Source organism: Pseudomonas sp. PB120 (genome assembly GCF_009761815.1).
GTDB lineage: Bacteria > Pseudomonadota > Gammaproteobacteria > Pseudomonadales > Pseudomonadaceae > Aquipseudomonas.
This window is the reverse complement of record NZ_RWIN01000017.1, coordinates 65,339-91,175: the sequence shown is the minus strand read 5'-3', so window position 1 is coordinate 91,175 and position 25,837 is coordinate 65,339. Positions and strand designations below refer to the sequence as shown.

Annotated in this window: 25 protein-coding genes; 20 read left to right on the top strand and 5 right to left on the bottom strand. The window is 60.0% G+C overall.

Translation table 11 applies throughout. The annotated features are described in order from the left end of the window. The first annotated feature begins 219 nt into the window (after window positions 1–219). The 5 genes from gshA to tauD all read left to right on the top strand — a co-directional run bounded on the left by gshA (window position 220) and on the right by tauD (window position 5,605). On the top strand, window positions 220–1,803 hold the full coding sequence (gene gshA / locus EJA72_RS02455; protein WP_157709950.1) for a glutamate--cysteine ligase: 1,584 nt from the start codon (window positions 220–222) through the stop codon (window positions 1,801–1,803). A gap of 277 nt (window positions 1,804–2,080) precedes the next feature. After that, window positions 2,081–3,058, top strand: coding sequence for a taurine ABC transporter substrate-binding protein (tauA, locus tag EJA72_RS02450; protein ID WP_157709949.1), 978 nt, complete (start codon window positions 2,081–2,083; stop codon window positions 3,056–3,058). Between the two features lie 15 nt (window positions 3,059–3,073). Continuing rightward, on the top strand, window positions 3,074–3,868 hold the full coding sequence (gene tauB, locus EJA72_RS02445; protein WP_157709948.1) for a taurine ABC transporter ATP-binding subunit: 795 nt from the start codon (window positions 3,074–3,076) through the stop codon (window positions 3,866–3,868). Then, entirely contained in the window at window positions 3,865–4,698 is an 834-nt protein-coding gene (gene tauC, locus EJA72_RS02440) for a taurine ABC transporter permease TauC (RefSeq protein ID WP_157709947.1), read from the top strand. The genes tauB and tauC overlap by 4 nt, the downstream gene beginning before the upstream one ends. 64 nt (window positions 4,699–4,762) lie before the next feature. Beyond that, entirely contained in the window at window positions 4,763–5,605 is an 843-nt protein-coding gene (tauD, locus tag EJA72_RS02435) for a taurine dioxygenase (RefSeq protein WP_157709946.1), read from the top strand. A gap of 150 nt (window positions 5,606–5,755) precedes the next feature. Here tauD and mgrA read toward each other — a convergent pair whose 3' ends face one another. From mgrA to EJA72_RS02420, 3 genes are all read right to left on the bottom strand, one after another. Further along, on the bottom strand, window positions 5,756–6,793 hold the full coding sequence (mgrA, locus tag EJA72_RS02430) for an L-glyceraldehyde 3-phosphate reductase (protein WP_157709945.1): 1,038 nt from the start codon (window positions 6,791–6,793) through the stop codon (window positions 5,756–5,758). 164 nt (window positions 6,794–6,957) lie between these two features. Further along, entirely contained in the window at window positions 6,958–7,422 is a 465-nt protein-coding gene (locus EJA72_RS02425) for a type II toxin-antitoxin system HicB family antitoxin (RefSeq protein WP_178128984.1), read from the bottom strand. Continuing rightward, window positions 7,419–7,601: a type II toxin-antitoxin system HicA family toxin gene (locus EJA72_RS02420; protein ID WP_157709980.1), complete on the bottom strand. Its 183-nt coding sequence runs from the start codon at window positions 7,599–7,601 to the stop codon at window positions 7,419–7,421. Before EJA72_RS02420 ends, EJA72_RS02425 begins: the two co-directional genes overlap by 4 nt. A gap of 269 nt (window positions 7,602–7,870) precedes the next feature. Between EJA72_RS02420 and EJA72_RS02415 the strand changes: the two genes are divergently transcribed. Further along, on the top strand, window positions 7,871–8,611 hold the full coding sequence (locus EJA72_RS02415) for an SDR family oxidoreductase (protein WP_157709944.1): 741 nt from the start codon (window positions 7,871–7,873) through the stop codon (window positions 8,609–8,611). A gap of 136 nt (window positions 8,612–8,747) precedes the next feature. Next, the gene (locus EJA72_RS02410; RefSeq protein WP_157709943.1) at window positions 8,748–9,008 is read left to right on the top strand and encodes a hypothetical protein; all 261 of its coding nucleotides are present in this window, start codon (window positions 8,748–8,750) and stop codon (window positions 9,006–9,008) included. Between the two features lie 8 nt (window positions 9,009–9,016). Here the strand turns inward: EJA72_RS02410 and betT are convergent, their stop codons facing one another. Together betT and epsC are read right to left on the bottom strand one after the other, a co-directional pair. After that, window positions 9,017–10,972 (bottom strand): choline transporter BetT, encoded by a 1,956-nt coding sequence (gene betT, locus EJA72_RS02405; protein WP_178128988.1) that lies wholly within the window; start codon window positions 10,970–10,972, stop codon window positions 9,017–9,019. A gap of 426 nt (window positions 10,973–11,398) precedes the next feature. Then, entirely contained in the window at window positions 11,399–12,325 is a 927-nt protein-coding gene (gene epsC, locus EJA72_RS02400) for a serine O-acetyltransferase EpsC (protein ID WP_178128982.1), read from the bottom strand. A gap of 190 nt (window positions 12,326–12,515) precedes the next feature. Here epsC and EJA72_RS02395 point away from each other — a divergent pair, with 190 nt between their 5' ends. From EJA72_RS02395 to EJA72_RS02335, 13 genes are all read left to right on the top strand, one after another. Further along, the gene (locus EJA72_RS02395) at window positions 12,516–13,508 is read left to right on the top strand and encodes a D-cysteine desulfhydrase (RefSeq protein WP_157709941.1); all 993 of its coding nucleotides are present in this window, start codon (window positions 12,516–12,518) and stop codon (window positions 13,506–13,508) included. A 260-nt stretch (window positions 13,509–13,768) separates the two neighbouring features. Further along, on the top strand, window positions 13,769–14,563 hold the full coding sequence (tcyJ, locus tag EJA72_RS02390; protein ID WP_157709940.1) for a cystine ABC transporter substrate-binding protein: 795 nt from the start codon (window positions 13,769–13,771) through the stop codon (window positions 14,561–14,563). After that, window positions 14,563–15,228 carry a cystine ABC transporter permease gene (tcyL, locus tag EJA72_RS02385; protein ID WP_157709939.1) on the top strand — a complete coding sequence of 222 codons (666 nt, stop codon included), beginning with the start codon at window positions 14,563–14,565 and terminating at the stop codon, window positions 15,226–15,228. Before tcyJ ends, tcyL begins: the two co-directional genes overlap by 1 nt. Before the next feature lie 4 nt (window positions 15,229–15,232). Then, entirely contained in the window at window positions 15,233–15,988 is a 756-nt protein-coding gene (gene tcyN, locus EJA72_RS02380; protein ID WP_157709938.1) for an L-cystine ABC transporter ATP-binding protein TcyN, read from the top strand. A gap of 399 nt (window positions 15,989–16,387) precedes the next feature. Further along, the gene (locus EJA72_RS02375) at window positions 16,388–17,152 is read left to right on the top strand and encodes a hypothetical protein (protein ID WP_157709937.1); all 765 of its coding nucleotides are present in this window, start codon (window positions 16,388–16,390) and stop codon (window positions 17,150–17,152) included. Window positions 17,153–17,548: 396 nt separating this feature from the next. Further along, on the top strand, window positions 17,549–18,790 hold the full coding sequence (locus tag EJA72_RS02370; protein WP_157709936.1) for an SfnB family sulfur acquisition oxidoreductase: 1,242 nt from the start codon (window positions 17,549–17,551) through the stop codon (window positions 18,788–18,790). Between the two features lie 23 nt (window positions 18,791–18,813). Then, a complete protein-coding gene (locus EJA72_RS02365) occupies window positions 18,814–20,007 on the top strand; it encodes an SfnB family sulfur acquisition oxidoreductase (protein ID WP_157709935.1) in 1,194 nt (397 codons plus the stop codon). Then, window positions 20,007–21,365 (top strand): LLM class flavin-dependent oxidoreductase, encoded by a 1,359-nt coding sequence (locus EJA72_RS02360; RefSeq protein ID WP_157709934.1) that lies wholly within the window; start codon window positions 20,007–20,009, stop codon window positions 21,363–21,365. Before EJA72_RS02365 ends, EJA72_RS02360 begins: the two co-directional genes overlap by 1 nt. Window positions 21,366–21,529: 164 nt before the next feature. Then, on the top strand, window positions 21,530–22,339 hold the full coding sequence (locus EJA72_RS02355) for a MetQ/NlpA family ABC transporter substrate-binding protein (protein ID WP_157709933.1): 810 nt from the start codon (window positions 21,530–21,532) through the stop codon (window positions 22,337–22,339). A gap of 2 nt (window positions 22,340–22,341) precedes the next feature. After that, complete coding sequence (locus tag EJA72_RS02350; RefSeq protein WP_157709932.1) at window positions 22,342–23,463, top strand: methionine ABC transporter ATP-binding protein; 1,122 nt, start codon at window positions 22,342–22,344, stop codon at window positions 23,461–23,463. Continuing rightward, a complete protein-coding gene (locus tag EJA72_RS02345) occupies window positions 23,453–24,097 on the top strand; it encodes a methionine ABC transporter permease (protein ID WP_157709931.1) in 645 nt (214 codons plus the stop codon). The genes EJA72_RS02350 and EJA72_RS02345 overlap by 11 nt, the downstream gene beginning before the upstream one ends. A gap of 520 nt (window positions 24,098–24,617) precedes the next feature. Next, a complete protein-coding gene (locus EJA72_RS02340; RefSeq protein WP_157709930.1) occupies window positions 24,618–24,974 on the top strand; it encodes a DUF6124 family protein in 357 nt (118 codons plus the stop codon). A 197-nt stretch (window positions 24,975–25,171) separates the two neighbouring features. Beyond that, window positions 25,172–25,798, top strand: a complete 627-nt coding sequence (locus tag EJA72_RS02335) for a bifunctional 2-polyprenyl-6-hydroxyphenol methylase/3-demethylubiquinol 3-O-methyltransferase UbiG (RefSeq protein ID WP_157709929.1) — start codon at window positions 25,172–25,174, stop codon at window positions 25,796–25,798. Window positions 25,799–25,837 lie beyond the last annotated feature (39 nt).

The window sequence follows — 25,837 nt, the reverse complement described above, 5'->3', positions numbered from 1 at the left end:
CGGCAATACGAAACCTGTAGGAGCGAGCCTGCTCGCGATGGCGGTGTGTCAGAAGACTAATCGGTTGACTGACACTCCCTCATCGCGAGCAGGCTCGCTCCTACAGGGGCAACGCCGTACGGCTCCAAAACCAGGCGAAAACGCCAGTTTTAACTTCACCCTTGTAGACCGTCCTGCCCACCCCCATATTGGGGCGACTGACGCGTGAAGGAATCCAACTTGAGCGAACTTCTCAACCGCCGCCTGGCTCTGCTCGGCGAGCGCGCTAACCTCTCTCTGCTCGAACAGTGCCTTCACGGCATCGAACGTGAATGCCTGCGCGTGACCGGCGAAGGTCGCCTGGCGCAAACGCCGCACCCGGAAGAATTGGGTTCCGCGCTGACCAATGAACAAATCACCACCGACTATTCCGAGTCGCTGCTGGAGTTCATTACCCCGGCCCTGCCAGACCCTGCGGATACACTGGCCAGCCTGGACAGCATTCATCGCTTTGCCTACAGCAAGCTCGGCAACGAGTTTCTGTGGAGCCCTTCGATGCCGTGCCCGTTGCCGGCCGAGGAAGACATCCCGATTGCCTATTACGGCACGTCCAACATCGGTCAGCTCAAGTACGTCTATCGCAAGGGCCTGGCCCTGCGTTACGGCAAGACCATGCAGTGCATCGCCGGGATTCACTACAATTTTTCCCTGCCGGAACAACTCTGGCCGCTGCTCAAGAACGCTGAAGGGTTTGTCGGCACCGACCGCGACTATCAGTCGTCGGCTTACATCGCGCTGATCCGCAACTTCCGCCGCTACAGCTGGCTGCTGATGTACCTGTTCGGTGCATCGCCAGCGCTGGATGCCGGTTTCCTGCGCGGTCGCTCGCACCAGTTGGAACAACTGGACCCGGACACCTTGTACCTGCCGTACGCCACCAGCCTGCGCATGAGCGACCTCGGTTACCAGAGCAACGCCCAGGCCGGTTTGACGCCGTGCTACAACGACCTGCCCAGCTACACCGACAGCCTGCGCAAAGCGGTGGCGACACCGTATGCACCTTATGTCGAAATCGGCACGCACCAGGACGGCGAGTGGGTTCAGCTCAACACCAACATCCTGCAGATCGAAAACGAGTACTACTCCAACATCCGTCCGAAGCGCGTGACGTACACCGGCGAGCGGCCGATCCAGGCGCTGGTGGCCCGTGGCATTCAATATGTTGAAGTGCGATGCCTGGACATTAACCCGTTCCTGCCGATGGGCATCGACCTCACCGAGTCGCGCTTCCTCGACGCGTTCCTGCTGTACTGCGCGCTGAACGACAGCCCGCTGCTGACCAATACCTCTTGCAGCAACGCGACGTCGAACTTCCTCAGCGTCGTCAAGGAAGGTCGGCGTCCAGGGTTGCAGCTGCATCGCGATGGCCAGCCGGTGGACCTGAAGGAGTGGGCCAGCGAGTTGCTGGAGAAGATCGCGCCGCTGGCTGCGATTCTGGACCAAAGCCAGGGTGGCGACGCCCACAGCAAAGCACTGGATGCGCAGATGGCGAAGGTCAAGGATTCGTCCCTGACACCGTCGGCGCAAGTGTTGGTGGCGATGGCCGAACACAAGGAGAGCTTCAGTCAGTTCTCCCTGCGCCAGAGCCGTGCGCACGCGGAGTTTTTCCGCAGCGAGCCCCTTTCCAGCGAAGACCAGGCGAAGTTCGAAGAACGAGCGCGTTCGTCGCTGGCCGAGCAAGTAGAGCTCGAGCAGAACGAAGTCGGCGATTTCGACGTATTTGTCGGGTCGTATCAGGCGAGCATTCTGTCGATCAGTAACTGACACAAAACCCTTGTGGCGAGGGAGCTCGCTCCCGCTCGGCTGCGCAGCAGCCGCAAAATCAGGCAACCGTGTGCTCACTGAAAGTATGCAGCTGCCAGGTTGGGAGTCCTTCGGCCTCCAGCGGGAGCAAGCTCCCTCGCCACAAAGGCGATCCACAGCAAAGACGCTAAAATCTTCCGCTCATAAGCTAATGCGAAAAAGTTATTTATTTTTCGATTCTTATATCATTTAGTCTCCTTTCACGCCGACTCTCGGTCGCCTGACAAGGAGCTTCCACATGAAACTGCATTTCCCTCTTCGCCTCCTGGCGGCCGCGTCTTTGGCTGCAGCGAGTTTCTTTGCCCAGGCAGCCGACGTCACCGTCGCCTACCAGACCACCGTTGACCCGGCGAAAGTCGCCCAGGCCGACGGCGCTTACGAAAAAGCCACCAACGCCAAGATCGACTGGCGCAAATTCGACAACGGTGCCGACATCATCGCGGCCATCGCCTCCGGCGACGTGCAGATCGGTTACCTCGGCTCCAGCCCTCTGACTGCCGCCATTACCCGCAAGGTGCCAGTTGAAACCTTCCTGATCGCCACCCAGATCGGCGCCGCCGAAGCGCTGGTTGCTCGAGACGGTTCCGGCATCAAGACGCCGCAAGACCTGATCGGCAAAAAAATCGCCGTACCGTTCGTTTCCACCGGCCACTACAGCCTGCTCGCCGCGCTGAAGCACTGGAACATCGATCCGTCGAAAGTCACCGTCCTCAACCTCGCGCCACCAGCCATTATTGCCGCCTGGAAACGCGGTGACATCGACGCCACTTACGTGTGGGACCCGGCGCTCGGCGTCGCCAAGGAAAACGGCAAAGTGCTGATCACCTCCGGCGAACTGGCCAAGTTCGGCGCGCCGACTTTCGATGCGTGGATCGTGCGTAAAGACTTCGCCGAGAAGCACCCTGAAATCGTGACCGCGTTCGCCAAAGTGACCCTGGACGCCTACGCCGACTACCGCAAAGACCCGAAAGCCTGGCTCGCCAACCAAAGCAACGTCGACAAGCTCGTAAAACTGTCAGGCGCCAAGGCCAGCGATATTCCATTGCTGCTGCAAGGCAACGTCTACCCGCTGGCGGCTGATCAGGTGATCACCCTCGGCGCACCGACCACCAAGGCCATCACCGACACTGCTGCGTTCCTCAAGGAACAAGGCAAGGTCGAAGCCGTACTGCCCGACTACGCCCCGTACGTCAGCGCCAAATTCATCACCAACTGATCGGAGTTAACCGCGATGGCTTTGCTACAGCTGGAGCGCATCAGCGCACAGTACCCCGGCAGCCCGGAGCCGGTGCTGGCGGATATTTCCCTGAGCCTTGGTCCCCAGCAGTTGCTGGTGGCCCTCGGCCCGTCCGGCAGTGGCAAGACTTCGCTGTTGAACCTGATTGCCGGTTTCGTCGAGCCAAGCGCCGGGCGCATCACCCTCGACGGCGTGCCGGTCAAAGGCCCGAGCGCTGAACGCGGCGTGGTGTTTCAGGACGATGCGTTACTGCCTTGGCAGGATGTGCTGGCCAACGTTGGCTTTGGTCTGGAACTGGCAGGCATTGCGCGGGAAAAACGTGAACTGCGCGCTCGGGAAATGCTCGCACTGGTCGACCTTTCCGGTTTTGAAAACCGCCGCATCTGGCAATTGTCGGGTGGTCAGAAGCAACGTGTTGGCTTGGCCCGCGCGCTTGCGGCCGACCCGCGCGTCCTGCTGATGGATGAGCCGTTCGGCGCCCTCGATGCCTTCACCCGCGAACAGATGCAGGAGCTGCTGCTGCAAGTCTGGCAGCGCACCGCAAAGCCCGTCTTCCTGATTACCCACGACATTGAAGAAGCGGTGTTTCTGGCCACGGACCTGATTCTGCTGGCGCCAAACCCCGGACAAATCGTTGAACGCCTGAGCCTTGATTTCGGTCAGCGCTACGCCGCCGGCGAGTCGGCACGGGCGATCAAGTCCGACCCGCGCTTCATCGAAACCCGCGAACACGTGCTCGCCAAAGTGTTCTCCCAACGCAGCGCCGCCCAGCGGCAGGAGCGCGCATGAGCAGCTACGAAATTCCAGCCGTGACGGTGAAACCGGGTTCGACGGTGATGCCTGTTCGTCGCAGCCTCAGCACTCGCTGGATCAGCGTTCTGACTCTGGTCGCGCTCGTGTTCATCTGGTGGGCCGTCACCGCCACCGGCCTGATCGAACCGTTGTTCCTGCCACCACCGTCCGCCGTGCTTCAAAAAGGCTGGTTGCTGGCGACCACCGGCTACATGGATTCGACGTTGTGGCAGCACCTGGGCGCGAGTCTCAGCCGAATCGGCCTGGGCCTTGGTTTTGCAGTGCTGACCGCCGTGCCGGTCGGCATCGCCATCGGCCACAACCGCATCGCCCGCGGCATTCTCGATCCGCTGATCGAGTTTTACCGCCCGATTCCGCCGTTGGCCTATCTGCCCCTGATCGTGATTTGGTGCGGCATCGGTGAGCTGTCGAAAGTGTTGCTGATCTATCTGGCGATTTTCGCCCCGATTGCCATCGCCACCGCCACCGGTGTGCGCACCGTAGACCCGGCCAAGTTGCGCGCCGCCCAGTCTTTGGGGGCGACGCGAGCGCAGTTGATTCGCCATGTGATTTTGCCCAGCGCCCTGCCGGACATTTTGACCGGTGTGCGCATTGGTCTGGGTGTGGGTTGGTCGACGCTGGTCGCCGCCGAACTGATCGCCGCCACCAGCGGCCTGGGGTTCATGGTGCAGTCGGCCGCGCAGTTCCTGGTCACCGATGTGGTGGTGCTGGGGATTCTGGTCATCGCCCTGATCGCCTTCGCGATGGAAATGGGCCTGCGTGCCCTGCAACGCAAACTGGTGCCTTGGCACGGCCAGGCTCACTGAAAATTCCTCCCTGTGGGAGCAGGCCTGCTCTCACATGTCGGCACCCGGATTGAAGAGAAAGACCATGAGCAACCTGACAATCGTCCCCCTCAGTTACGCGCTGGGCGCGCAAATCAGCGGCATCGACATCAGCCAGCCGCTGGACCTGGAACAACGCGATGCCATCGAGCAGGCGCTGCTCAAGCATCAGGTGCTGTTCTTTCGTGACCAGCCGATTACGCCGCAGCAACAAGCGCGTTTCGCAGCCAACTTCGGCGACCTGCACATCCACCCGATTTACCCCAACGTGCCGGAACAGCCGGAAGTACTGATCCTCGACACCGCCGTCACCGACGTGCGTGATAACGCGATCTGGCACACCGATGTGACCTTCCTGCCGACCCCGGCCATGGGCGCGGTGCTCAGCGCCAAGCTGCTGCCGGAGTTTGGCGGTGACACCTTGTGGGCCAGCGGCATTGCCGCGTATGAAGCGCTGTCCGCACCGATGAAAACCTTGCTCGAAGGGCTGACGGCGACGCACGACTTTACTCGCTCGTTCCCCCTCGAACGCTATGGCAACACGCCTGAAGCGTTGGCGCAGTGGGAAGAAGCACGCCGCAAAAACCCACTGCTTTCGCACCCGGTGATTCGTACGCATCCCGTGAGCGGGCGTCGGTCGTTGTTCGTCAACGAAGGCTTCACGTCGAAGATCAATGAGCTGTCGGAGACTGAAAGCGAGGCGATTCTTAAGTTGTTGTTTGCCCATGCGACGCGGCCGGAATTCACCATTCGCTGGCGCTGGCAGAAGGATGACGTGGCGTTCTGGGATAACCGCGTGACGCAGCATTACGCGGTGGATGATTACCGGCCGGCGCGGCGGGTGATGCAGCGGGCGACGGTGTTGGGGGATGTGCCGTTTTTTCGGTGAAACCTGAAGGTCTTTACTGACTTTAATGGCCCTATCGCGGGCAAGCCCGCTCCTACAAGGGTTGTGCCTGACGCAGATCCACTGTGGGAGTGAGACCGGCTTGCCGGCGATGGGGCCAGAACAGGCGCCGGAGAACCCGGCGCCGAAGGCTTACTCAGCCGTCGAAGGCTTCTCCCAAAGATTGATCCCGCCCTCCTGGGCAAACCGGTCAATCTCCGCCAACTCTTCCGCGCTAAAGCTCAAGTTCTTCAACGCCCCGACGTTCTCGATAATCTGCTCCGGCCGGCTCGCACCGATCAGCGCCGACGTCACGCGTGGATCGCGCAGCGTCCATGCCAACGCCAGTTGCGCCAGGCTCTGACCCCGACGCTTGGCGATTTCATTGAGCCCACGCACATGGGCGATGTTGGCTTCGGACAGGTGCGAGGATTGCAAAGAACCACCGCCCGGACGATTGACCCGCGCATCCTTCGGAATGCCGTTGAGGTACTTGTCGGTCAGCAGGCCCTGCGCCAGCGGCGTGAACGCAATCACTCCGGTGCCCAGTTCGTCAGTGACATCCAGCAGATCCTTTTCCACCCAACGATTGAGCAGGTTGTAGGCCGGCTGATGAATCAGCAAAGGCACTTTCCACTCTTTCAACAGCGCCGCCATCTCACGGGTTTTCACCCCGGAATACGACGAGATGCCGATGTACAGCGCCTTGCCCTGCTGCACCGCAGTGGCCAGTGCGCTGGCCGTTTCTTCCAGCGGCGTGTCCGGGTCAAAACGGTGGGAATAGAAAATATCCACGTAGTCCAGGCCCAGCCGCTGCAGGCTCTGGTCGAGGCTCGCCAGAACATATTTGCGTGAACCGCCGCCCTGCCCATAAGGGCCCGGCCACATATCCCAACCGGCCTTGCTGGAGATGATCAGCTCGTCGCGATGCTGCTTGAAGTCTTCACGCAGCACACGGCCGAAATTGATCTCGGCGCTGCCATACGGCGGGCCGTAATTGTTGGCCAGGTCGAAGTGGTTGATCCCCAGGTCGAACGCCGTGCGCAGCAACGAGCGCTGGGCGTCGATCGGTGTGCTGTCACCGAAGTTGTGCCACAGCCCCAGGGACAACGCCGGCAGCACCAGACCGCTGCGGCCGACGCGGCGGTAAGGGATGGAGTCATAGCGGTTTTCGGCAGCGGTGTAGGTCATCGAATCCTCTCTTGTCTGTCTTGAACTTGGTATCGACTGCTTCGCGAGTTGCCCAGCATACCCCCAGACAAACGCCGATAAACCCCGGACTCGAGAAAATGCTGAAACGTTTCACAGATTTTTGATCTGACACCCGCCGAGACGTCAAAAAACTCCGCTTACGCTTATGTCGACAGCTCGCGCAAAGCCGCTGCGGCCAAAAAACCGGACCGTGAACTGTATCGCTGATCCCGCCTGACGGTCTGATCGATACGCTCGAGCAACTGCTCGGGCAGGGAGGCATTGAAACGTACCGACTTGCCGAAGTACGGCGTGATATCGAAATCCACCACCCCCCAAATACCGTCCGCGTAATCAGGATTATCAAGGTGGACGTCGATCTCGCGTACTTGCGGCAGTGGTTCTCCATCGGCCACCAGTCCTTCATAGTGCAGAGATAACGCTTCTTTCACGTTTTCGAATGCCTGCGACACGGTGCTGCCTGCAGAAAAACAGCCTGGTACGTCCGGGACGATCACTCCGTAGTCTGAGTCGGCATCCTTGTGCAGAACGACCGGAAATTTCATTTCGGTGAGTCCTTCCTGTGATGTGGCCCCTTCGGGGCGTTCGTATCCGATGTGGGGCATCATTTCAGCCCTGCCTGTTTCAATATGCTGTTGATCGTTCCTTTCGGAAGATCTGAGTCAGGGTGCTTTATCGTCACTCTCCCTGACTTGTACGGATGTTTGTACTGATGATGGCTACCCTTCACCGCCACCAGATGCCAACCATCCTCCTCGATCATCCTGATCATTTCCCGACTTCGCATTACTTCGTCCTTGTGTGCAGCACTTGGTGCGCACATTACGCGACGAACGCCCTTCCAATACACACGATACACACCCTGATAAATATTAGCCCAGGGGGAGAACCCTGAAATGCCCGTGGACCAGCGGCCAGTCAGCACCCGCTCAATTTCCCGAGGATCGATTGTTGGCGATTCTTGAATAGTGAAGGCAGATCTAGTGCATTTATTGGCCTGGATAAACATGTGAAATTGGCGTCCCCTAAACCATCTCCTGCAAAGGAAACACCACCATGACTTCTCAGACTTCCAAAGTTGCCATCGTGACCGGCGCCTCCCGTGGCATCGGCGCGGTCATTGCCAGACAACTGGCCAGCGACGGTTTTGCCGTGGCAATCAATTACGCCAGCAGCGCCACCGAAGCATCGGCACTGGTGGTCGAGTTGCGTCAGGCCGGCCATCGGGCCATAGCGATCAAGGCGGACGTGGCTAATGCCGACGATGTGCGCCGTATGTTCGAGGAGACTGAAACTCAACTGGGCAAGGTCGATGCGCTGATCAACAACGCCGGCATTCTTAAAGTGATGCCGCTGGCGCAGCACTCCGATGAGCTGTTCGAGCAGACCTTCAATATCCACGCGCGGGGTACGTTCAACACCCTGCGTGAAGCGGCGACGCGTATGAACAACGGTGGGCGGATCGTCAATTTTTCCAGCAGCACCGTCGGCATGAACCTGCCGGGGTACGCGGTGTACATCGCCAGCAAAGCAGCGGTGGAATCGCTGACTCAGGTGTTTGCCAAGGAAATGCGCGGACGTGAAATCACCGTGAATGCCGTCGCGCCGGGCCCGGTGGCGACGGAGTTGTTTTTGCACGGCAAGAGTGAAGAGCAGATCCAGAATTTTGCGAAGATGGCACCGCTGGAACGTTTGGGTCAGCCGGAGGATATTGCCCGTGTTGTGTCGTTTCTGGTGGGGCCGGAATCGGCGTGGGTCAATGGGCAGATTCTGCGGGTTAATGGTGGGTTGGTTTAACTATGCTCAGTCAGATACCGCAGTGACCCCATCGCGAGCAGGCTCGCTCCCACAGGTATGGCGGTGATCCCTGTGGGAGCGAGCCTGCCCGCGATGGCGGCCTCAAAAACAGCGCCCCTCTAACGGACGGAACCTCATGCACACCACAATCATCACCACCTTCGGCCTGATCCTCCTCGCGCTGATGCTGTTCATCGGCGAGCGAATCGGTTTCAGCCGCCAGACAATGGCCTACAGCTTTGTCGTGCTGTGGCTCGCGCTGACGCTGATCAACGGCGCAGTCGGCATCGTCCACGCCGGCCAGCCGTTGAGCACGGAACTGGCCGTCGGCAGCGCGGTGTTCGGTGTGCCGGTGGCGGCGCTGGTGTTGTTCATGGTGTTGACCAGCGAAACGTAACGGCTTAATCAACGCACCAGATGCAAGAACTGCAGGTGCCGCTCGTACTGATCAAGAATGTCGTTGATGATCTGCTCCTTGGTGTAACCCACCAGATCGTAGTCCTGACTGCCCTCGCTCAAATGCACTTCGGCCCGGTAATAACGACGGTTGTTGAGTTGTTTGGAACCCATGCCGCCCCGCGCAAAAGACGGCGTGAAATAGCCGCGCATCTGCACCTGATAAATGAACGGATGCTCCTCGCCGTGACCGATCTCCAGGCTGACGCTGTCGTTCACCGGGTCCGGCTGAGTGATCACGTTCAGCCCTTTTTCGGCGAACACGGCCGACACTTCTTCAATGGCTGGACGCACCGTCGTATCGAGGAAGCGATAGACCTCATCCCGCGACGGGAAATGCACGGCCTGGCTCAAGCGTTGACGCCAGCCACCACGACGCGAACCGGACACCGGCGCCAGGGAATGCAGTTGCGCAATCTGCTTCTGCGACTCCAGGTAAAACGCCTTGTGCAGCCCCCACATCATCAGCAGCAAAATCATCGAGAACGGCAGCGAAGTCAGCACCACCGCTGACTTCAGCGCATCGATGCTGCCAGAGAACAACAGCGCACTGGTGACCAGCGCGGTCATCGCACCCCAAAACACCCGCAGCCATTTCGGCCCGTCTTCATCCGGGTTGCCGCCCTTGGCCGATAACGTCGACAGCACCACCGTGCCGGAGTCGGCCGAGGTGACGAAGAACACGAAGCTGATAAACACCGTGACCGCGATCACCGTTTTGCTCCACGGGTACGTTTCCAGCAGCAGGTAGAGGGTCATCGACGGGTTGTCGATGGCGGACATGCCGAGGGCGCTCATGCCGTGGTTGAGCACTTGATCAATGGCGCTGTTGCCGAAGATCGACATCCACGCCAGGGTGAAACCCAATGGGATCAGCAGCACGCCGAAGACGAATTCGCGGATGGTCCGGCCACGGGAAATCCGTGCGATGAACAAGCCCACGAACGGCGACCACGCAATCCACCAGGCCCAATAAAACACCGTCCAGCCGCCCAGCCAGTCGCTGGGTTTGTCATAGGCGTAGAGGTCAAAACTTTTCATCGGCAATGCGCCGAGGTAGTCGCCGATGTTCTGTATCAGGGTGTTGAGCAAGTGCTGTGTCGGGCCGGCGAACAACACGAACAGCAGCAGCGCGCAGGCCAGCAGCATGTTGATGTCGGACATCACTCGCACGCCTTTGTCGACGCCGGACACCGCGACAATGATTGCCGCGCCCATCATCAACGTGATCAGGCCGACCTGAATCCACTGGGTGTGGGCGATGCCGAACAGATAATCCAGACCCGAGTTGAGGTGCAACACGCCAAAGCCCATGTCGGCCCCAAGACCGAACACCGTGGCGATGATGCCGAAGCCATCCACCGCATAACCGATCGGTCCGTTGATGCGTTTGCCAATCAACGGATACAGCGCCGACCGCAACGCCAAAGGCAGGTTATGGCGGTAAGCGAAATAGGCCAGCGCCATGCCGACGAAGGCGAACACGCCCCAGCCATGCAGGCCCCAGTGCAAAAACAGAATCTGCATCGCCTGGCGCGCCGCATCAGCCGTGCCCGCCTCGCCCTGAGGCGGTTGCAGCATATGGGTCAGGGGTTCGGACACGCAAAAGAAGAACAGCGTGATGCTGATCCCGGCGGCGAACAGCATGCCGGCCCAGGACAGGTAACTGAATTCGGGCTCGTCGTGGTCGGCACCAAGCTTGATCTTGCCGTAGCCAGACAAGGCGGTGACCACCACGAAGACCAGATACAGCGACATCGCGAGCATGTAATACCAGCCGACCGTATTGGCCGCCCAGTTTTGCGCCTGCAACAGCCACGCACCGGCCTGCTCGGGCATGGCAATGACCACGATGCCGAACAAAAAGATGAACGTCGCCGAGAAGTAAAACACCGGCGGATTCATGCGGACCTGGCCGCTTGAAGGGAGAGACGATGCACTCATGAACGGTGCACCTCAAAGCAGTAAAACGTGGCTGTGGAAATCAGACTCAGCAAAGGCAAGCCTCCTGTTGTGAGCGGGCGGCGAACCACCGGTTTAACTTGAATGAACGTTCAAGTTAAACATGGATAGGGGGCTAAGGACTAATCGCAGGGCTCGGCGGTCGCTTTCCTACGCTAGTTCAAGGATGGGGATGGCGCGGGATTCGGGGGATTTGTTCGGCGGGGAATTAGCTAAATCCCATTGTTTCGGTTCGGCTTGAAACCATCGCGAGCAGGCTCGCTCCCACAGGGAGAAGTGTCGTTCACAAAACTGTGGTCCAACACCTTTCTACTGTGGGAGCGAGCCTGCTCGCGATGAGGCCAGATCAGTCAGCGAAAATCCTGGGCCCTACTTCTGCGTCCCATCATCATGCTGCAAATTCGCCTGCGTCAGGTTGCACCCCGGCGGCACGCTGCGGGTCAGCCAGACGTTGCCGCCAATGGTTGAGCCCTTGCCAATGGTGATCCGTCCAAGGATGGTCGCACCGGCATAAATCACCACGTCGTCTTCAACGATCGGGTGCCGCGGATGGCCCTTCTGCAACTGGCCGTCCTCGTCCGCCGGGAAGCGCTTGGCGCCCAGGGTCACGGCCTGATAAATGCGCACGCGCTCGCCGATGATCGCGGTCTCGCCGATCACCACGCCGGTCCCGTGATCGATAAAGAAGCTGCGGCCGATCTGCGCGCCAGGGTGAATATCGATTCCGGTCGCCGAATGCGCAATCTCCGCGCTGATCCGCGCCAGCAGCGGCAAACCCGCACGGTACAAATAGTGGGCCAGGCGATGGTGAATCACCGCCAGGATCCCCGGGTAGCACAGCAGCACTTCATCGACGCTGCGCGCGGCGGGGTCGCCGTGATACGCCGCGAGCACGTCGGTGTCCAGCAAGCTGCGCAGGCCCGGCAACGCGAGGGCAAAGCCCTGAATGATCGAAATGGTCTTGGCTTCGACTTCGGCGCCGGCCTCTTCGCTGTGGCGCGCGGCATAACGCAGTTCGAGTCGCGCCTGGGCCAGCAATGCATTGAGCGCCACGTCCAGCGTGTGGCCGACGTAAAAATCTTCACTCTCTTCGCGCAGGTCTACCGGGCCCAGGCGCATCGGGAACAGCGCACCGCACAACGCCTCAAGAATCTCAGCCATCGCCGCCCGCGAAGGCAGTTCGCGACCGCCCTGCTCGCCGCTGACGCGGCCGTTTTGTGCGCGCCACTGGTCACGCGCCGTGCGCAGCTGGCTGACGATGGTCTGCAATTGCCAATGGCTGGAACGCTCGCTCACGGTAAAAACTCCTCACGGGCGGCCGGACTGTCTGGCCGCACTGACGGCGCTTACTTTACGGCAACGTCTGGAAGTCGAATTAAGAACCAATAGTGCTGTGCTCAGAGCAATTGGCTATAAGCGATTGGCAGTTGCCGCGCTTTTTACCGGTGCCTATAGTCCTGACATCTTCCTCCGCCAGTACGGAACCATGATCAAACAACAGCTCGCCCGTTTTGACCGCCTCGAACTGCTGGGCCACTCCACGCCGCTGGAAAAACTTGAACGCCTGTCGACCTGGCTGGGCCGCGACGTGTACGTCAAACGCGACGACCTGACGCCGCTGGCAATGGGTGGCAACAAGCTGCGCAAACTCGAATACCTGGCCGCCGATGCCCTGGCCCAGGGTGCCGATACCTTGATCACCGCGGGTGCGCTTCAGTCCAATCACGTGCGCCAGACGGCCGCCCTGGCCGCCAGGCTTGGTCTGGGTTGCGTCGCCCTGCTGGAAAACCCCTTGGGCACCGACGACGCCAACTATGTCGGCAACGGCAATCGCCTGTTGCTGGACTTGTTCGAAGCCAAGGTCGAGCTCGTGGACAACCTCGACAATGCCGACGAGCAATTGCAGGCGCTGGCCGAGCGACTGCGCCAGAACGGCAAAAAACCGTACCTGGTGCCGATTGGTGGCTCCAACGCGCTGGGTGCCTTGGGCTATGTGCGTGCAGGGCTGGAACTGGCCGAGCAAATCAAGGACACCGGCCTGACGTTCGCAGCCGTGGTCCTGGCGTCGGGCAGCGCCGGGACTCACAGCGGCCTGGCGCTGGCACTCAGTGAAGTACTGCCGGATTTGCCAGTGATTGGGGTCACGGTGTCCCGTACCGACGAAGCTCAGCGGCCGAAAGTCCAAGGGCTCGCCGAGCGCACCGCTGAGTTGCTGGGCGTCAGCCTGCCAACCTCTTTCAAGGTCGAGTTGTGGGACGAATATTTCGGCCCGCGCTATGGCGAACCGAACGCCGGGACCCTGGCGGCGGTGAAACTGGTGGCGAGCCAGGAAGGCTTGTTGCTGGACCCGGTGTACACCGGCAAGGCCATGGCGGGGTTGCTCGACGGGATTGGCCGTCAGCGTTTCGATGACGGCCCAATCATCTTCCTGCACACCGGTGGCGCACCGGCGTTGTTTGCCTACAACACAGCGTTCTAAGTTTCGCGAGGGATAGTTTTTTGTGGCGAGGGCGCTTGCTCCCTCGCCACAAGGATGTGAACATCGGTTATTCGATAAAAGAATAACAAATATAATATTTATTATTTTCTTATCTAACAACCTCATCATATAGTCACGCCGCAGGCGAATTTGCTGAGAGACGCATATGCTGCTTTAGGGCAGGATACTGCTGTCGTCCAAATCCCGTTTTTGCCAACTTTCCTACAAAGCGTCTTCATAAGAAAACACAGGGGCTTGTCATGAATTTTTCCGCACTACGTCGAAATCTGCTGGTGGGTTCGCTGGGCCTGGCACTCGGTGCCGGCCTGCTGGGGCAGGCCGTTGCCGGTGAGCAACTGCAAAAAATCAAGGACGCCGGCGTGATCAACGTTGGTCTGGAAGGCACCTACCCACCGTTCAGTTTCGTCGACACCGACGGCAAACTGGCCGGCTTCGAAGTCGAGTTCTCCGAAGCCCTGGCCAAAGAGCTGGGCGTCAAGGTCAAACTGCAACCGACCAAATGGGACGGTATCCTCGCGGCGCTGGAATCCAAGCGTCTGGACGCAGTGATCAACCAGGTCACCATCTCCGAAGAGCGCAAGAAGAAGTACGACTTCTCCGAGCCGTACACCGTTTCCGGGATTCAGGCGCTGGTTCTGGCCAAGAACAAAGACTCCATCAAGACAGCCGCTGACCTGGACGGCAAAAAAGTCGGCGTGGGCCTTGGGACCAACTACGAGCAGTGGCTCAAGGACAACCAGCCTAAAGCCATCATCAAGACCTATGACGATGATCCGACCAAGTTCCAGGACCTGCGCGTCGGCCGCATCGACGCCATCCTGATTGACCGTCTCGCCGCACTGGAATACGCCAAGAAAGCCACCGACACTGTCGCCGCCGGCGAAGCGTTTTCCCGTCAGGAAGCCGGCATTGCCCTGCGCAAAGGCGAGCCTGAACTGCTGGCCGCAGTGAACAAGGCGATCGACAAGCTGCGCGCCGATGGCACGCTGAAAAAGCTTTCGGAAAAATACTTCAGCGCTGACGTCACTCAATAATGGAAGCAGCTTTCCAACTCGCGCTGGATTCCGCGCCCTTCCTGCTGAAGGGCGCGTACTACACGGTCATCTTGAGCCTCGGCGGGATGTTCTTCGGCCTCATACTGGGCTTCGGCCTGGCATTGATGCGCCTGTCGCGCTTCAAACTGGTGAGCTGGATCGCCCGCATCTACGTGTCGTTCTTTCGCGGCACGCCGTTGCTGGTGCAATTGTTCGTGATCTATTACGGCTTGCCGCAATTGGGCATGGAACTCGATCCAATTCCGGCAGCGATGATCGGCTTCTCGCTGAACATGGCCGCCTACGCCTGTGAAATCCTGCGCGCCGCGATCAGCTCCATCGAACGTGGCCAGTGGGAAGCGGCTGCCAGTATCGGCATGACCCGCGCGCAGACCTTGCGCCGGGCCATCCTGCCGCAGGCGATGCGCACCGCATTGCCGCCGCTGGGCAACAGCTTTATTTCGCTGGTCAAGGACACCGCGCTGGCGGCCACCATCCAGGTGCCGGAGCTGTTCCGTCAGGCCCAGTTGATCACCGCCCGCACCTTCGAAGTGTTCACCATGTATCTGGCCGCCGCACTGATCTACTGGATTCTCGCAACGATGCTTTCGCACCTGCAGAACCAGCTGGAAGCGCGGGTCAATCGGCACGACCAGGAGTCCTGACCCAATGATTGTCGTGGAAAAACTGACAAAGCAGTTCAAGGGTCAAGTGGTGCTCAACGGCATCGATCTGGAAGTGAAGGAAGGCGAAGTCGTGGCCATCATCGGGCCGAGCGGCTCGGGTAAAACCACGTTTCTGCGTTGCCTGAACTTTCTGGAAGAACCCAGCAGCGGCCGGATCAAGGTCGGCGACATCGAGATCGATGGCAGCCGCCCGTTGAACCAGCAGCAGAGCCTGGTGCGGCGTTTGCGCCAGCACGTCGGCTTCGTATTCCAGAACTTCAACCTGTTCCCCCATCGCACCGCCCTGGAAAACGTCATCGAAGGCCCGATCGTGGTGAAAAAAATCCCGCGCGCCGATGCCATCACCCTGGGTAAAAAGCTGTTGGCCAGGGTTGGCCTGGCGGGCAAGGAAGATGCTTACCCGCGACGCCTTTCCGGTGGTCAGCAACAGCGCGTGGCGATTGCCCGGGCGCTGGCGATGGAGCCGGAAGTCATCCTGTTCGATGAACCGACCTCGGCGCTCGATCCTGAGTTGGTAGGTGAAGTGCTGGCGACCATTCGCAGCCTGGCCGAAGAGAAGCGCACCATGGTCATCGTCACCCACGAAATGGGCTTTGCTCGCGACGTGGCGAACCGTGTGGTGTTTTTCGACAAGGGTGTGATCGTCGAGCAAGGCGAAGCCAAGGCACTGTTTGCCAACCCCAAAGAAGAACGGACGAAACAATTCCTCAGCAAGTTTCTAAACAACGCTCATCACTGAGTTGTTGTTAAGCCAATGACAACTTCCAGGGATGGAAGTGACATTGTTTTTCTGCACCCTCCCGCATTCCCCCCAAACTTATACTTCTCTGAAGTTACCTGTGCGGTACATATCTATATTCAGTAGAAGTTTGATCGCACCTGCCCCGCCACTTCCTGCCAGACCCAAACCAAGCGTAAAAGCCCCTCATTCAGTGGTCATATTCGACAGCGCGCTAGCGTTTATTAACAGTTGCGCGTAGGACTTTTCTGAATAACCTGCAACTACACGCACAACTAACAAAGCCTATTGACACTCATTGATGCGCACTCTTATCTAGTGCCGCAAGTGCAAACTATTACCCCCGTTTTTATACTTTTTCAGAAACGGACTTCGCTGCAAGACTTCAAGGAGAAACTCATGAACACCCTTTCGAATAAATCCGGACTTGCGGCGCCGGCGCTGGCGCATTCAAACAAAGGCGGTATCAGCATCAACGGGGCAGCTAACCTTCTGGTCGACGTCGCACCCTATCCCGGCATGGACGCCGGCGACGTGATCGAACTGTTCTGGGACAACTGCTACGTCGCCTCCCGAGTGCTGACTGCCGACGATATCGGCAGCGTCGTCAGCTTGCGGGTGCCGGAAAGTTTCGTCGCCAGTGGCACCGTGCGTGTCCAATACCGGGTGATGCAAGTCGGGCACGGGCCGTCGTTGTCCGCCGCCGTACGTGTCCACATCAAACTCGATTGCCCCGGAGGCCAGCCGTCCGCGTTGTGTGGTGACGAAAACCAGAGCCTGGCACCGGTGAACATTCCCGAGACCATCCGCCGTCAAGGGGTCAATCCGAACCAGATCAAGCGCGGCGTGCCCTTGACCATCGAGCCGTACCTGAACATGGCGGCCGACGACGAAATCACCCTGCGCTGGGGTGATGTGCGCATGGACCTGCCACGGCTCAAGGCGTGCGACGTCGGCCAGGCGATTCAGGTCTGGGTGCCGCCCGCGATCATTCTGGAAGCGGGTGAAGACCTGCGGCTGGAAGTCACTTATTGCATCCTCGACCGGGTAGGCAACAACTCGCGCTGGGCACCGCCGTGCAAGTTGAAGATTGGTTGTGCCAATCCCTATCTGAAAATCCGCCCAAAAGAAACGCTCATGGCCGCCGAACGCCGGAAACGCTGACCTCCCTAGCGCCGAGATCCCTGTAGCAGCTGGCGAAGCCTGCGTCCGGCTGCGCAGCAGTCGTCAAACCTGCACACGTGGTCTTCCTGAAATACCGCGCGGGCTGATTCACGACTGCTGCGCAGCCGGACGCAGGCTTCGCCAGCTGCTACAGGGCAAGTGTTGCGTGGCAAACAGTGGTTGTTTTCACACTTCTATTCATATTCCTAAAAGTTAGTTTATTAAATTTTTATACACGCTTAGGGTATATGCACCGGACCACCGGACCTTCTTGTTTTTACTTCGCCGCCCCCATCGCGGCGATTCCATGAGATGTGAGGTAGGTATGGTCCGGAACACAATCACCCCAGTGCAGATCGCCAGGGCATTGCGTGCAGCAGCCAAGGAGCGGCACTGATGTCCAGTCTTGCAGATGCAATCGTTCAGAGTGATCTGGACATCGCCCCGTTGTTGTTGCCCGCGCAGGTCTTGCGCAACGACGCACAAGCCATCAAGGCCGCCCATGAGCTGGCGCACGTCGCCCGCCTGCAAGCGGCCAAACGTGACCAGCAGCGCAAGCTGCCGTGGTCGGAAATCGAACAGTTCACGCGCAGCGGCCTGGGCAGCATCACCCTCCCGCGCGAGTACGGCGGCCCGCAGGTGTCGTTCGTCACGCTGGCCGAGGTGTTCGCGATCATTTCCGCGGTGGACCCGGCCTTGGGACAGATCCCGCAGAACCAGTTCGGCATTCTCAACCTGGTGCTCGGCAGCGCGACCGAGGCGCAGAAAAAGCAGCTGTTCAAAAGCGTGCTCGAAGGCTGGCGCATCGGCAATGCCGGGCCGGAACGCGGCACCAAAAACACCCTGGAACTCAAGGCCCGGATCACCGCCGACGGCGACGGTTTTGTCGTCAGCGGGCAGAAGTTCTACTCCACCGGCGCCCTGTTCGCCCACTGGGTGGCGGTCAAGGCGCTGAACGATGATGGCAAGCAAGTGCTGGCCTTCGTCCGTCGCGGCACCCCGGGTTTGCGCATCGTCGATGACTGGTCCGGTTTCGGTCAGCGCACCACCGCCAGCGGCACCATTTTGCTGAACAACGTGCGGGTCGACGCTGAACTGGTGGTGGATAACTGGAAGATCAACGACAAGCCGAACATCCAGGGCGCCGTGTCGCAGTTGATCCAAGCCGCGATTGATGCCGGCATCGCACGCGGTGCCATCGACGACGCCATCGAGTTCGTGAAAACCCGCGCCCGGCCCTGGATTGAAGCCAAGGTCGAACGGGCCAGCGACGACCTCTATGTGATCGCTGACATCGGCAAGCTGAAAATCGAATTGCACGCCGCCGAAGCACTGCTGCGCAAGGCCGGGCAAGTGCTCGATCAGGTCAACGCGGCGCCGCTGACCGCCGAGTCTGCCGCTCGTGCCTCGATTGCCGTGGCCGAAGCCAAAGTGTTAACCACCGAGATTTCGTTGCTGGCCAGCGAAAAGCTCTTCGAACTGGCCGGCAGCCGCGCCACCCTCGCCGAATTCAACCTCGACCGCCACTGGCGCAACGCCCGGGTGCACACGCTGCATGACCCGGTGCGCTGGAAATACCACGCCGTCGGCGCCTACTACCTGAACGGCACGTTACCCGCTCGCCACTCCTGGATTTAACGACCAGACATCTGGAGAAACACATGACTCTTTCTCACCACGTCGCGGTCATAACCAGCGATGAGCAAGCCCTGATTGTCGCCAGTGATCTGGCGGAAGATTTCAAACGCGACAGCGCCCTGCGCGACCGCGAACGTCGCTTGCCGCACCCGGAGCTGGAAGTGTTTTCCCGTTCGGGTCTTTGGGGCATCACCGTGCCCAAGGAATATGGTGGCGCAGGCGTTTCCAACGTCACGCTGGCCCGGGTCATCGCGCTGATCGCCCAGGCTGACGGTTCGCTCGGGCAAATCCCGCAGAACCATTTTTATGCCCTCGAAGTGCTGCGCGTGAACGGCAACGAGGAGCAGAAAAAACGCCTGTACGCCGAAGTATTGGCCGGCCAGCGCTTCGGTAACGCCCTCGCCGAACTTGGCACCAAAACCGCTCATGACCGCGTCACGCGCCTGACCCGCGACGGTGACGGCTATCGCATCAACGGTCGCAAGTTCTACGCCACGGGCGCCATTTACGCGCAACGCATCCCGACATCGGTCGTGGATGAGAACGGCGTGCAGCAATTGGCGTTCGTCCCGCGCGACAGCAAAGGCCTGACCGTCATCGACGACTGGAGCGGCTTCGGCCAGCGCACCACCGGCAGCGGTTCGGTGGTCTTCGAAGACGTCTACGTCTTCGCCGAAGACGTGATCCCGTTTCAAAGTGCTTTCGAACGCCCGACCCCGGTCGGCCCGCTGGCGCAGATTCTTCACGCGGCCATCGACACCGGCATCGCCCGTGCAGCCTATGAAGATGCGCTGCATTTCGTGCGAACCAAAACCCGCCCGTGGATCGACGCCACTCACGAAAAAGCCACCGACGACCCGCTGACCCTCAAGAGCTTCGGCCACTTGAGTATCCGTCTGCACGCCACTGAAGCACTGCTGGAACGCGCCGGCGAATTCCTCGACAAGGCGCAAGCCGAGACCAATGCCGAGACCGTCGCTGCCGCGTCGATTGCCGTCGCCGAAGCGCGCGCCATCAGCACCGAAATTTCCCTCGCCGCCGGCAGCACGCTGTTCGAATTGGCAGGCAGCCAGGCGACCCTGGTCGAACACGGCCTGGACCGGCACTGGCGCAACGCTCGGGTGCACACCCTGCACGACCCGGTGCGCTGGAAATATCACGCCGTCGGCAATTACTACCTCAACGATGAAAACCCGCCGCTGCGGGGGACCATCTGATGGCCGACGCGAAAAAGAAAATCCTGCTCAACGCGTTCAACATGAACTGCATCGGGCACATCAACCATGGCCTGTGGACGCATCCACGGGACACCTCGACGCAATACAAAACCATCGAATACTGGACCGGGCTCGCGCAGTTGCTGGAGCGCGGGCTGTTCGACGGTTTGTTCATCGCCGACATCGTCGGCGTGTACGACGTCTACCAGAATTCGGTCGATGTACCGCTCAAAGAGTCGATCCAGCTGCCGGTCAACGATCCCCTTTTGCTGGTTTCGGCCATGGCGGCCGTCACCAAAAACCTCGGGTTCGGCCTCACCGCCAACCTGACGTACGAGCCGCCGTACCTGTTCGCCCGTCGCATGTCGACGCTCGACCATCTGAGTCGCGGCCGGGTCGGCTGGAACATCGTCACCGGCTACCTCGACAGTGCCGCCAAAGCCATGGGCCTGAGCGAGCAGGTCGAACATGACCGTCGTTACGACCAGGCTGATGAGTACCTGCAAGTGCTCTACAAACTCTGGGAAGGCAGCTGGGAAAACGGTGCGGTGCTCAACGATCCGCAACAGCGGATCTACGCCCAACCGGAAAAAGTGCACAAGGTCGAGCACAAGGGCGAGTTCTACCAGGTCGAGGGTTATCACCTCTGCGAACCGTCGCCGCAGCGCACGCCGGTGCTGTTCCAGGCCGGCAGTTCGGATCGCGGGTTGCTGTTTGCCGGACGCCACGCCGAGTGCGTGTTCATCAGCGGCCAGAACAAGCCGTCGACCAAAGTTCAGGTGGACAAGGTCCGCGCCAGCGCCGTCGAAGCCGGGCGCAATCCCGAGGACATCAAGGTGTTCATGGGCTTGAACGTGATTGTCGGCGCCACCGAAGAACTGGCCTGGGCCAAGCACGCCGAGTACTTGAGCTATGCCAGCGCCGAGGCCGGCGTGGCGCATTTTTCGGCGTCCACGGGGATCGATTTTTCCGAATACGAGATTGATGAGCCGATCCAGTACGTGAAGAGCAATGCCATTCAGTCGGCCACCAAGAATCTGCAAAACAACGACTGGACCCGGCGCAAGTTGCTTGAGCAACACGCGTTGGGTGGCCGCTACATCACCGTGGTGGGTTCGCCTGAACAGGTCGCCGACGAGCTGGAATCGTGGATTGCCGAAACCGGCCTCGACGGCTTCAACCTGACGCGGATTGTCACCCCGGAAAGCTACGTGGATTTCATCGACCTGGTGATTCCGGAGTTGCAGCGTCGGGGGTCGTACAAGACGGCTTATGACGAGGGCAGCTTGCGGGAAAAGCTGTTTCACGCCGAGGCACATTTGCCTGAGCAACATACGGGCGCCCACTACCGACGCTAACATCTGTGGCGAGGGAGCTTGCTCCCGCTCGACTGCGCAGCAGTCGCAAAACCTGCAGAGCCGATTGTCCTGACACACCTCATTGAATGGTTTGGGGGCCGCTTCGCAGCCCAGCGGGAGCAAGCTCCCTCGCCACATATTAAATAACTGACTGGAAAAATCTCATGACCAAGAACTACCTCTCTCACCCAGTCAAAGCACTGGCCCTGGCCCTAGGCCTCTTCAGCTCGATCTCCTTCGCCGCCGACGCGCCGCTGAAAGTCGGCACCACCGCCGCCTTCGCCATTCCCCTGGAAGCGGCCGTCGAAGAAGCCAACAAACAAGGCCTGAAAGTCGAACTCGTGGAGTTCAGCGACTGGATCGCCCCGAACGTCAGCCTCGCCGCCGGCGACATTGACGTGAACTATTTCCAGCACGTCCCGTTCCTGGAAAACGCCAAGGCCGCCGCCGGTTTTGATCTTGTGCCGTTCGCGCCAGGCATCATCAACAACGTCGGTCTCTACTCGAAGAAATACAAAAGCTTCGACGAGCTGCCCGAAGGCGCCAGCGTCGCCATCGCCAACGACCCGATCAACAGCGGGCGCGGCCTGCAACTGCTGGCCAAGGCCGGGCTGATCACCCTTAAACCGGGTGTCGGCTACAAAGCCACCGAAGAAGACATCATCGCCAACCCGAAGAAAATCAAAATCCTCCAGGTCGAAGCCGTGCAACTGGTGCGTGCCTATGACGACGCCGATCTGGTCCAGGGCTACCCGGCCTACATCCGCCTGTCGAAGACCTTCGATGCCGGCTCGGCGCTGCTGTTCGACGGCCTCGATCACAAGGAATACGTGATCCAGTTCGTGATCCAGCCGAAAAGCAAAACCGACCCGCGCCTGATCAAATTCGTCGACATTTACCAGCATTCGCCTGCCGTTCGCGCAGCGCTGGATAAAGCCCACGGCAAGCTCTACCAAGCCGGTTGGGAAAGCTGAGCATGACAGCCGCTATCCAACGGCGACTGGAAATTCCAGAGCCTCAAAAAGCCGAACAGGCTGAGCTGCACCCGGACCTGAACCGCGCGCACGTGCGCTTCATTGGCCTGGGCAAAACCTACAACGGCCAGCAAGGTCCGGTGGCGGCCCTACACGGCATCGACCTGGCGATCCAGCGCGGTGAAGTGTTCGGCATCATCGGCCGCAGCGGTGCCGGCAAGTCGTCGCTGATCCGCACCATCAACCGCCTCGAACAACCGAGCACGGGCCGGGTGTTGATCGATCAAGTCGACATCGGCGAGTTCGACGAAGACCGTCTGGTGGCGCTGCGCCGGCGGATCGGCATGATCTTTCAGCACTTCAACCTGATGTCGGCCAAGACGGTTTGGCAGAACGTCGAATTGCCATTGAAAGTGGCCGGTGTGCCCAAGGAAAAGCGCGAGCAAAAGGTGCGTGAGCTGCTGGAGCTGGTGGGTCTGGAAGGCAAGCACAAGGCGTATCCGGCGCAACTCTCCGGTGGCCAGAAACAGCGCGTCGGCATTGCCCGGGCGCTGGTGCATGACCCGGCCATTCTGCTGTGCGACGAAGCGACTTCAGCGCTGGACCCAGAGACGACGCAATCGATTCTCGGCCTGCTGCGCGAAATCAACCAGCGCCTGGGGCTGACCATCGTATTGATCACCCACGAAATGTCGGTCATCCGCGATATCTGTGATCGAGTAGTGGTGCTGGAACACGGGCGGATCGTCGAGCAAGGCCCGGTGTGGGAAGTCTTTGGCAACCCGCAGCATGAAGTCAGCAAAACCTTGCTGGCGCCGCTGCAACACGCGCTGCCGCAAGAGCTGCAAAACCGATTGCAGGCACATCCGCACTCCCCGGATGCGGCCGTGGTACTGCGTTTGCAATTCACCGGCAGCGCCACCGACGAACCGGACCTGGCCGCCCTGTTCGCGGCCCTCGGCGGTCGCGTGCGTCTGTTGCAGGGTGGCGTGGAACGGATTCAGGGACATGCCCTCGGGCAATTGCTGCTGGCGGTGACCGACTCGTCCCACGATGCTGAGGAATTGCGCCAACGCGCCGGCCAATGGGCGCAACAGGTGGAGGTGCTGGGTTATGTGGTTTGATCGCTTGCTGCAGGGTTTTATCGACACGTTTTTGATGGTCGGCGTGTCGTCGCTGATCGCACTGCTGGCGGGCATCCCGTTGGCGGTGATTCTGGTCACCAGCTCCAAGGGCGGCATCTACGAAGCACCGGCGCTGAACCGGGCATTGGGCGCGTTCGTGAACCTGTTCCGCTCGATCCCGTTTCTGATTCTGATGGTGGCGTTGATACCGTTTACGCGGTTGATTGTCGGCACCACGTATGGGGTCTGGGCTGCTGTGGTGCCGTTGACCATCGCCGCTACGCCGTTCTTTGCGCGCATTGCCGAAGTCAGTTTGCGTGAGGTGGATTTCGGGTTGATCGAAGCGGCGCAAGCGATGGGTTGCCGGCGTTGGCACATCGTCTGGCACGTGCTGTTGCCAGAGGCGCTGCCGGGGATTGTGGGCGGTTTCACGATTACGCTGGTGACGATGATCAACTCGTCGGCCATGGCCGGGGCGATTGGCGCCGGTGGGCTGGGGGACATTGCTTATCGGTATGGGTATCAGCGGTTTGACAGCCAGATCATGCTGACGGTGATTGTGTTGCTGGTGGTGTTAGTGGCGATCATCCAGCTCGGCGGCGACCGCTTGGCTCGGGGCCTCAACAAGCGCTGATTTCTGAGGGGGTCAGCGCTTTTGTGGCGAGGGAGCTTGCTCCCGCTCGATTGCGCAGCAATCGCAAAACCTGCCAATGGGTTTACCTGATACACCTCGGTGAATGGCTTTTGGGGCTGCTTCGCAGCCCAGCGGGAGCAAGCTCCCTCGCCACAAAAGCGTGTTCACCGCAGGTAAGTTTTCGTACAGAAAAATCAGCGCTCCTACAGGGCCAATCCCTTTCTTTTGCAGGACGTTTCCTAGATGATTCTGCTCGCTTGCGCCTGCCAAATCCGGTGGCTAGTCTTCGGTCCGTCACTGCTTATCAGTGATCGGGTTTAGTCGCCCGGATCTTACCAGGCGCATTGCGCTATCTCCTGTCAGGTACTTTTTCGCCTGAACATTATGGTGGCTGTGCGCAGGGCACCCTCGGGTGCGCCGGGGTTCCTGGTATCCGGTCGACTAACCTGTGTGCAGCCGCCTCCCCTGTTCGTTTAGTCGCGATATCGGTTGGCTCCAACTCATACCAGGAGCAACACCCATGAAAAGATCCGTCCCCGATCCACCTCCCGAAACATCCCCCAAAGACAAACCCGCCGACGAGCCCCTAAGAGACCGTTCCGCCCTTTATCGCGCGATCGATTTCTACCTCACCGGCGAACAGCCCACCGCACCGGACGAGCTGCGGTTCTACAACGTGAGCAAAGACGTGAGTTTCGAAGACGCCCAACTCTACGTCGCCGACCTACTGCGTTGTGCCTCGGTCACCGCGTATCAGTGCGGTGACCACCTCAAAGGCGCCGACAGGGCCATGGTGTTTTCCATCTGGCATTTGCTGGAGATTGCCAAGGCGATGGTTGATCGGTCCATTGAGTGTTTGGGGATGAAGCAGGGCTGAGACATTAGTCGCCAGTGATATCGCCATCGCGAGCAGGCTCGCTCCCACAGTGGATAGCGGTCAGCACAATAATTGTGTACGACGCGATCACTGTGGGAGTGAGCCTGCTCCGGGCGGCGTTCCGACGATGGGCTGCGCAGCAGCCCCGGATTTGATGGCGTATATTCGGCAAACTCACATTGCCTGCGCAGCCGACCATGAAACAGACCCCCGACGACCTCGAACAGATCACCTCCACCACCCTGGGCCATTACAACTCGGTGGCTGAAGGTTTTCGCGAGGGGACTCGCGATCACGATGTCAGCCAGAACATCGATGCGTTGCTGCGGCACATTCAGGGGGACGCGCCCTTCAGCCTTCTCGATTTCGGCTGCGGCCCCGGCCGTGACTTGCAGACTTTTACCCGTATGGGCCACATCGCCATCGGCCTCGACGGCTCGCAGAAGTTTGCGCAGATGGCGCGCGAGGACAGTGGCTGCGAGGTCTGGCAGCAGGATTTTCTGAAGCTCGATCTGCCGGCCGAGCGCTTCGACGGGATTTTTGCCAATGCGGTGTTGTTCCACATTCCGCGTCAGGAATTGCCTCGGGTGTTGAAGGAGCTGCACGGTGCCTTGAAACCGGGTGGCGTGTTGTTCAGTTCCAACCCGCGTGGCGAGAATCAGGAAGGGTGGAACGGGCCGCGGTATGGGGCGTATCACGATTGGCCGGCGTGGCAGGGGTTATTGACCGCGGCGGGGTTTGTGGAGCTGGAGCATTACTACCGGCCGGCGGGGCTGCCGCGGGAGCAGCAGCCTTGGTTGGCGAGTGTTTGGCGCAGGGTATAAGGCTCTCCGATCAGCGGTGCCTGAGCTATTGCCATCGCG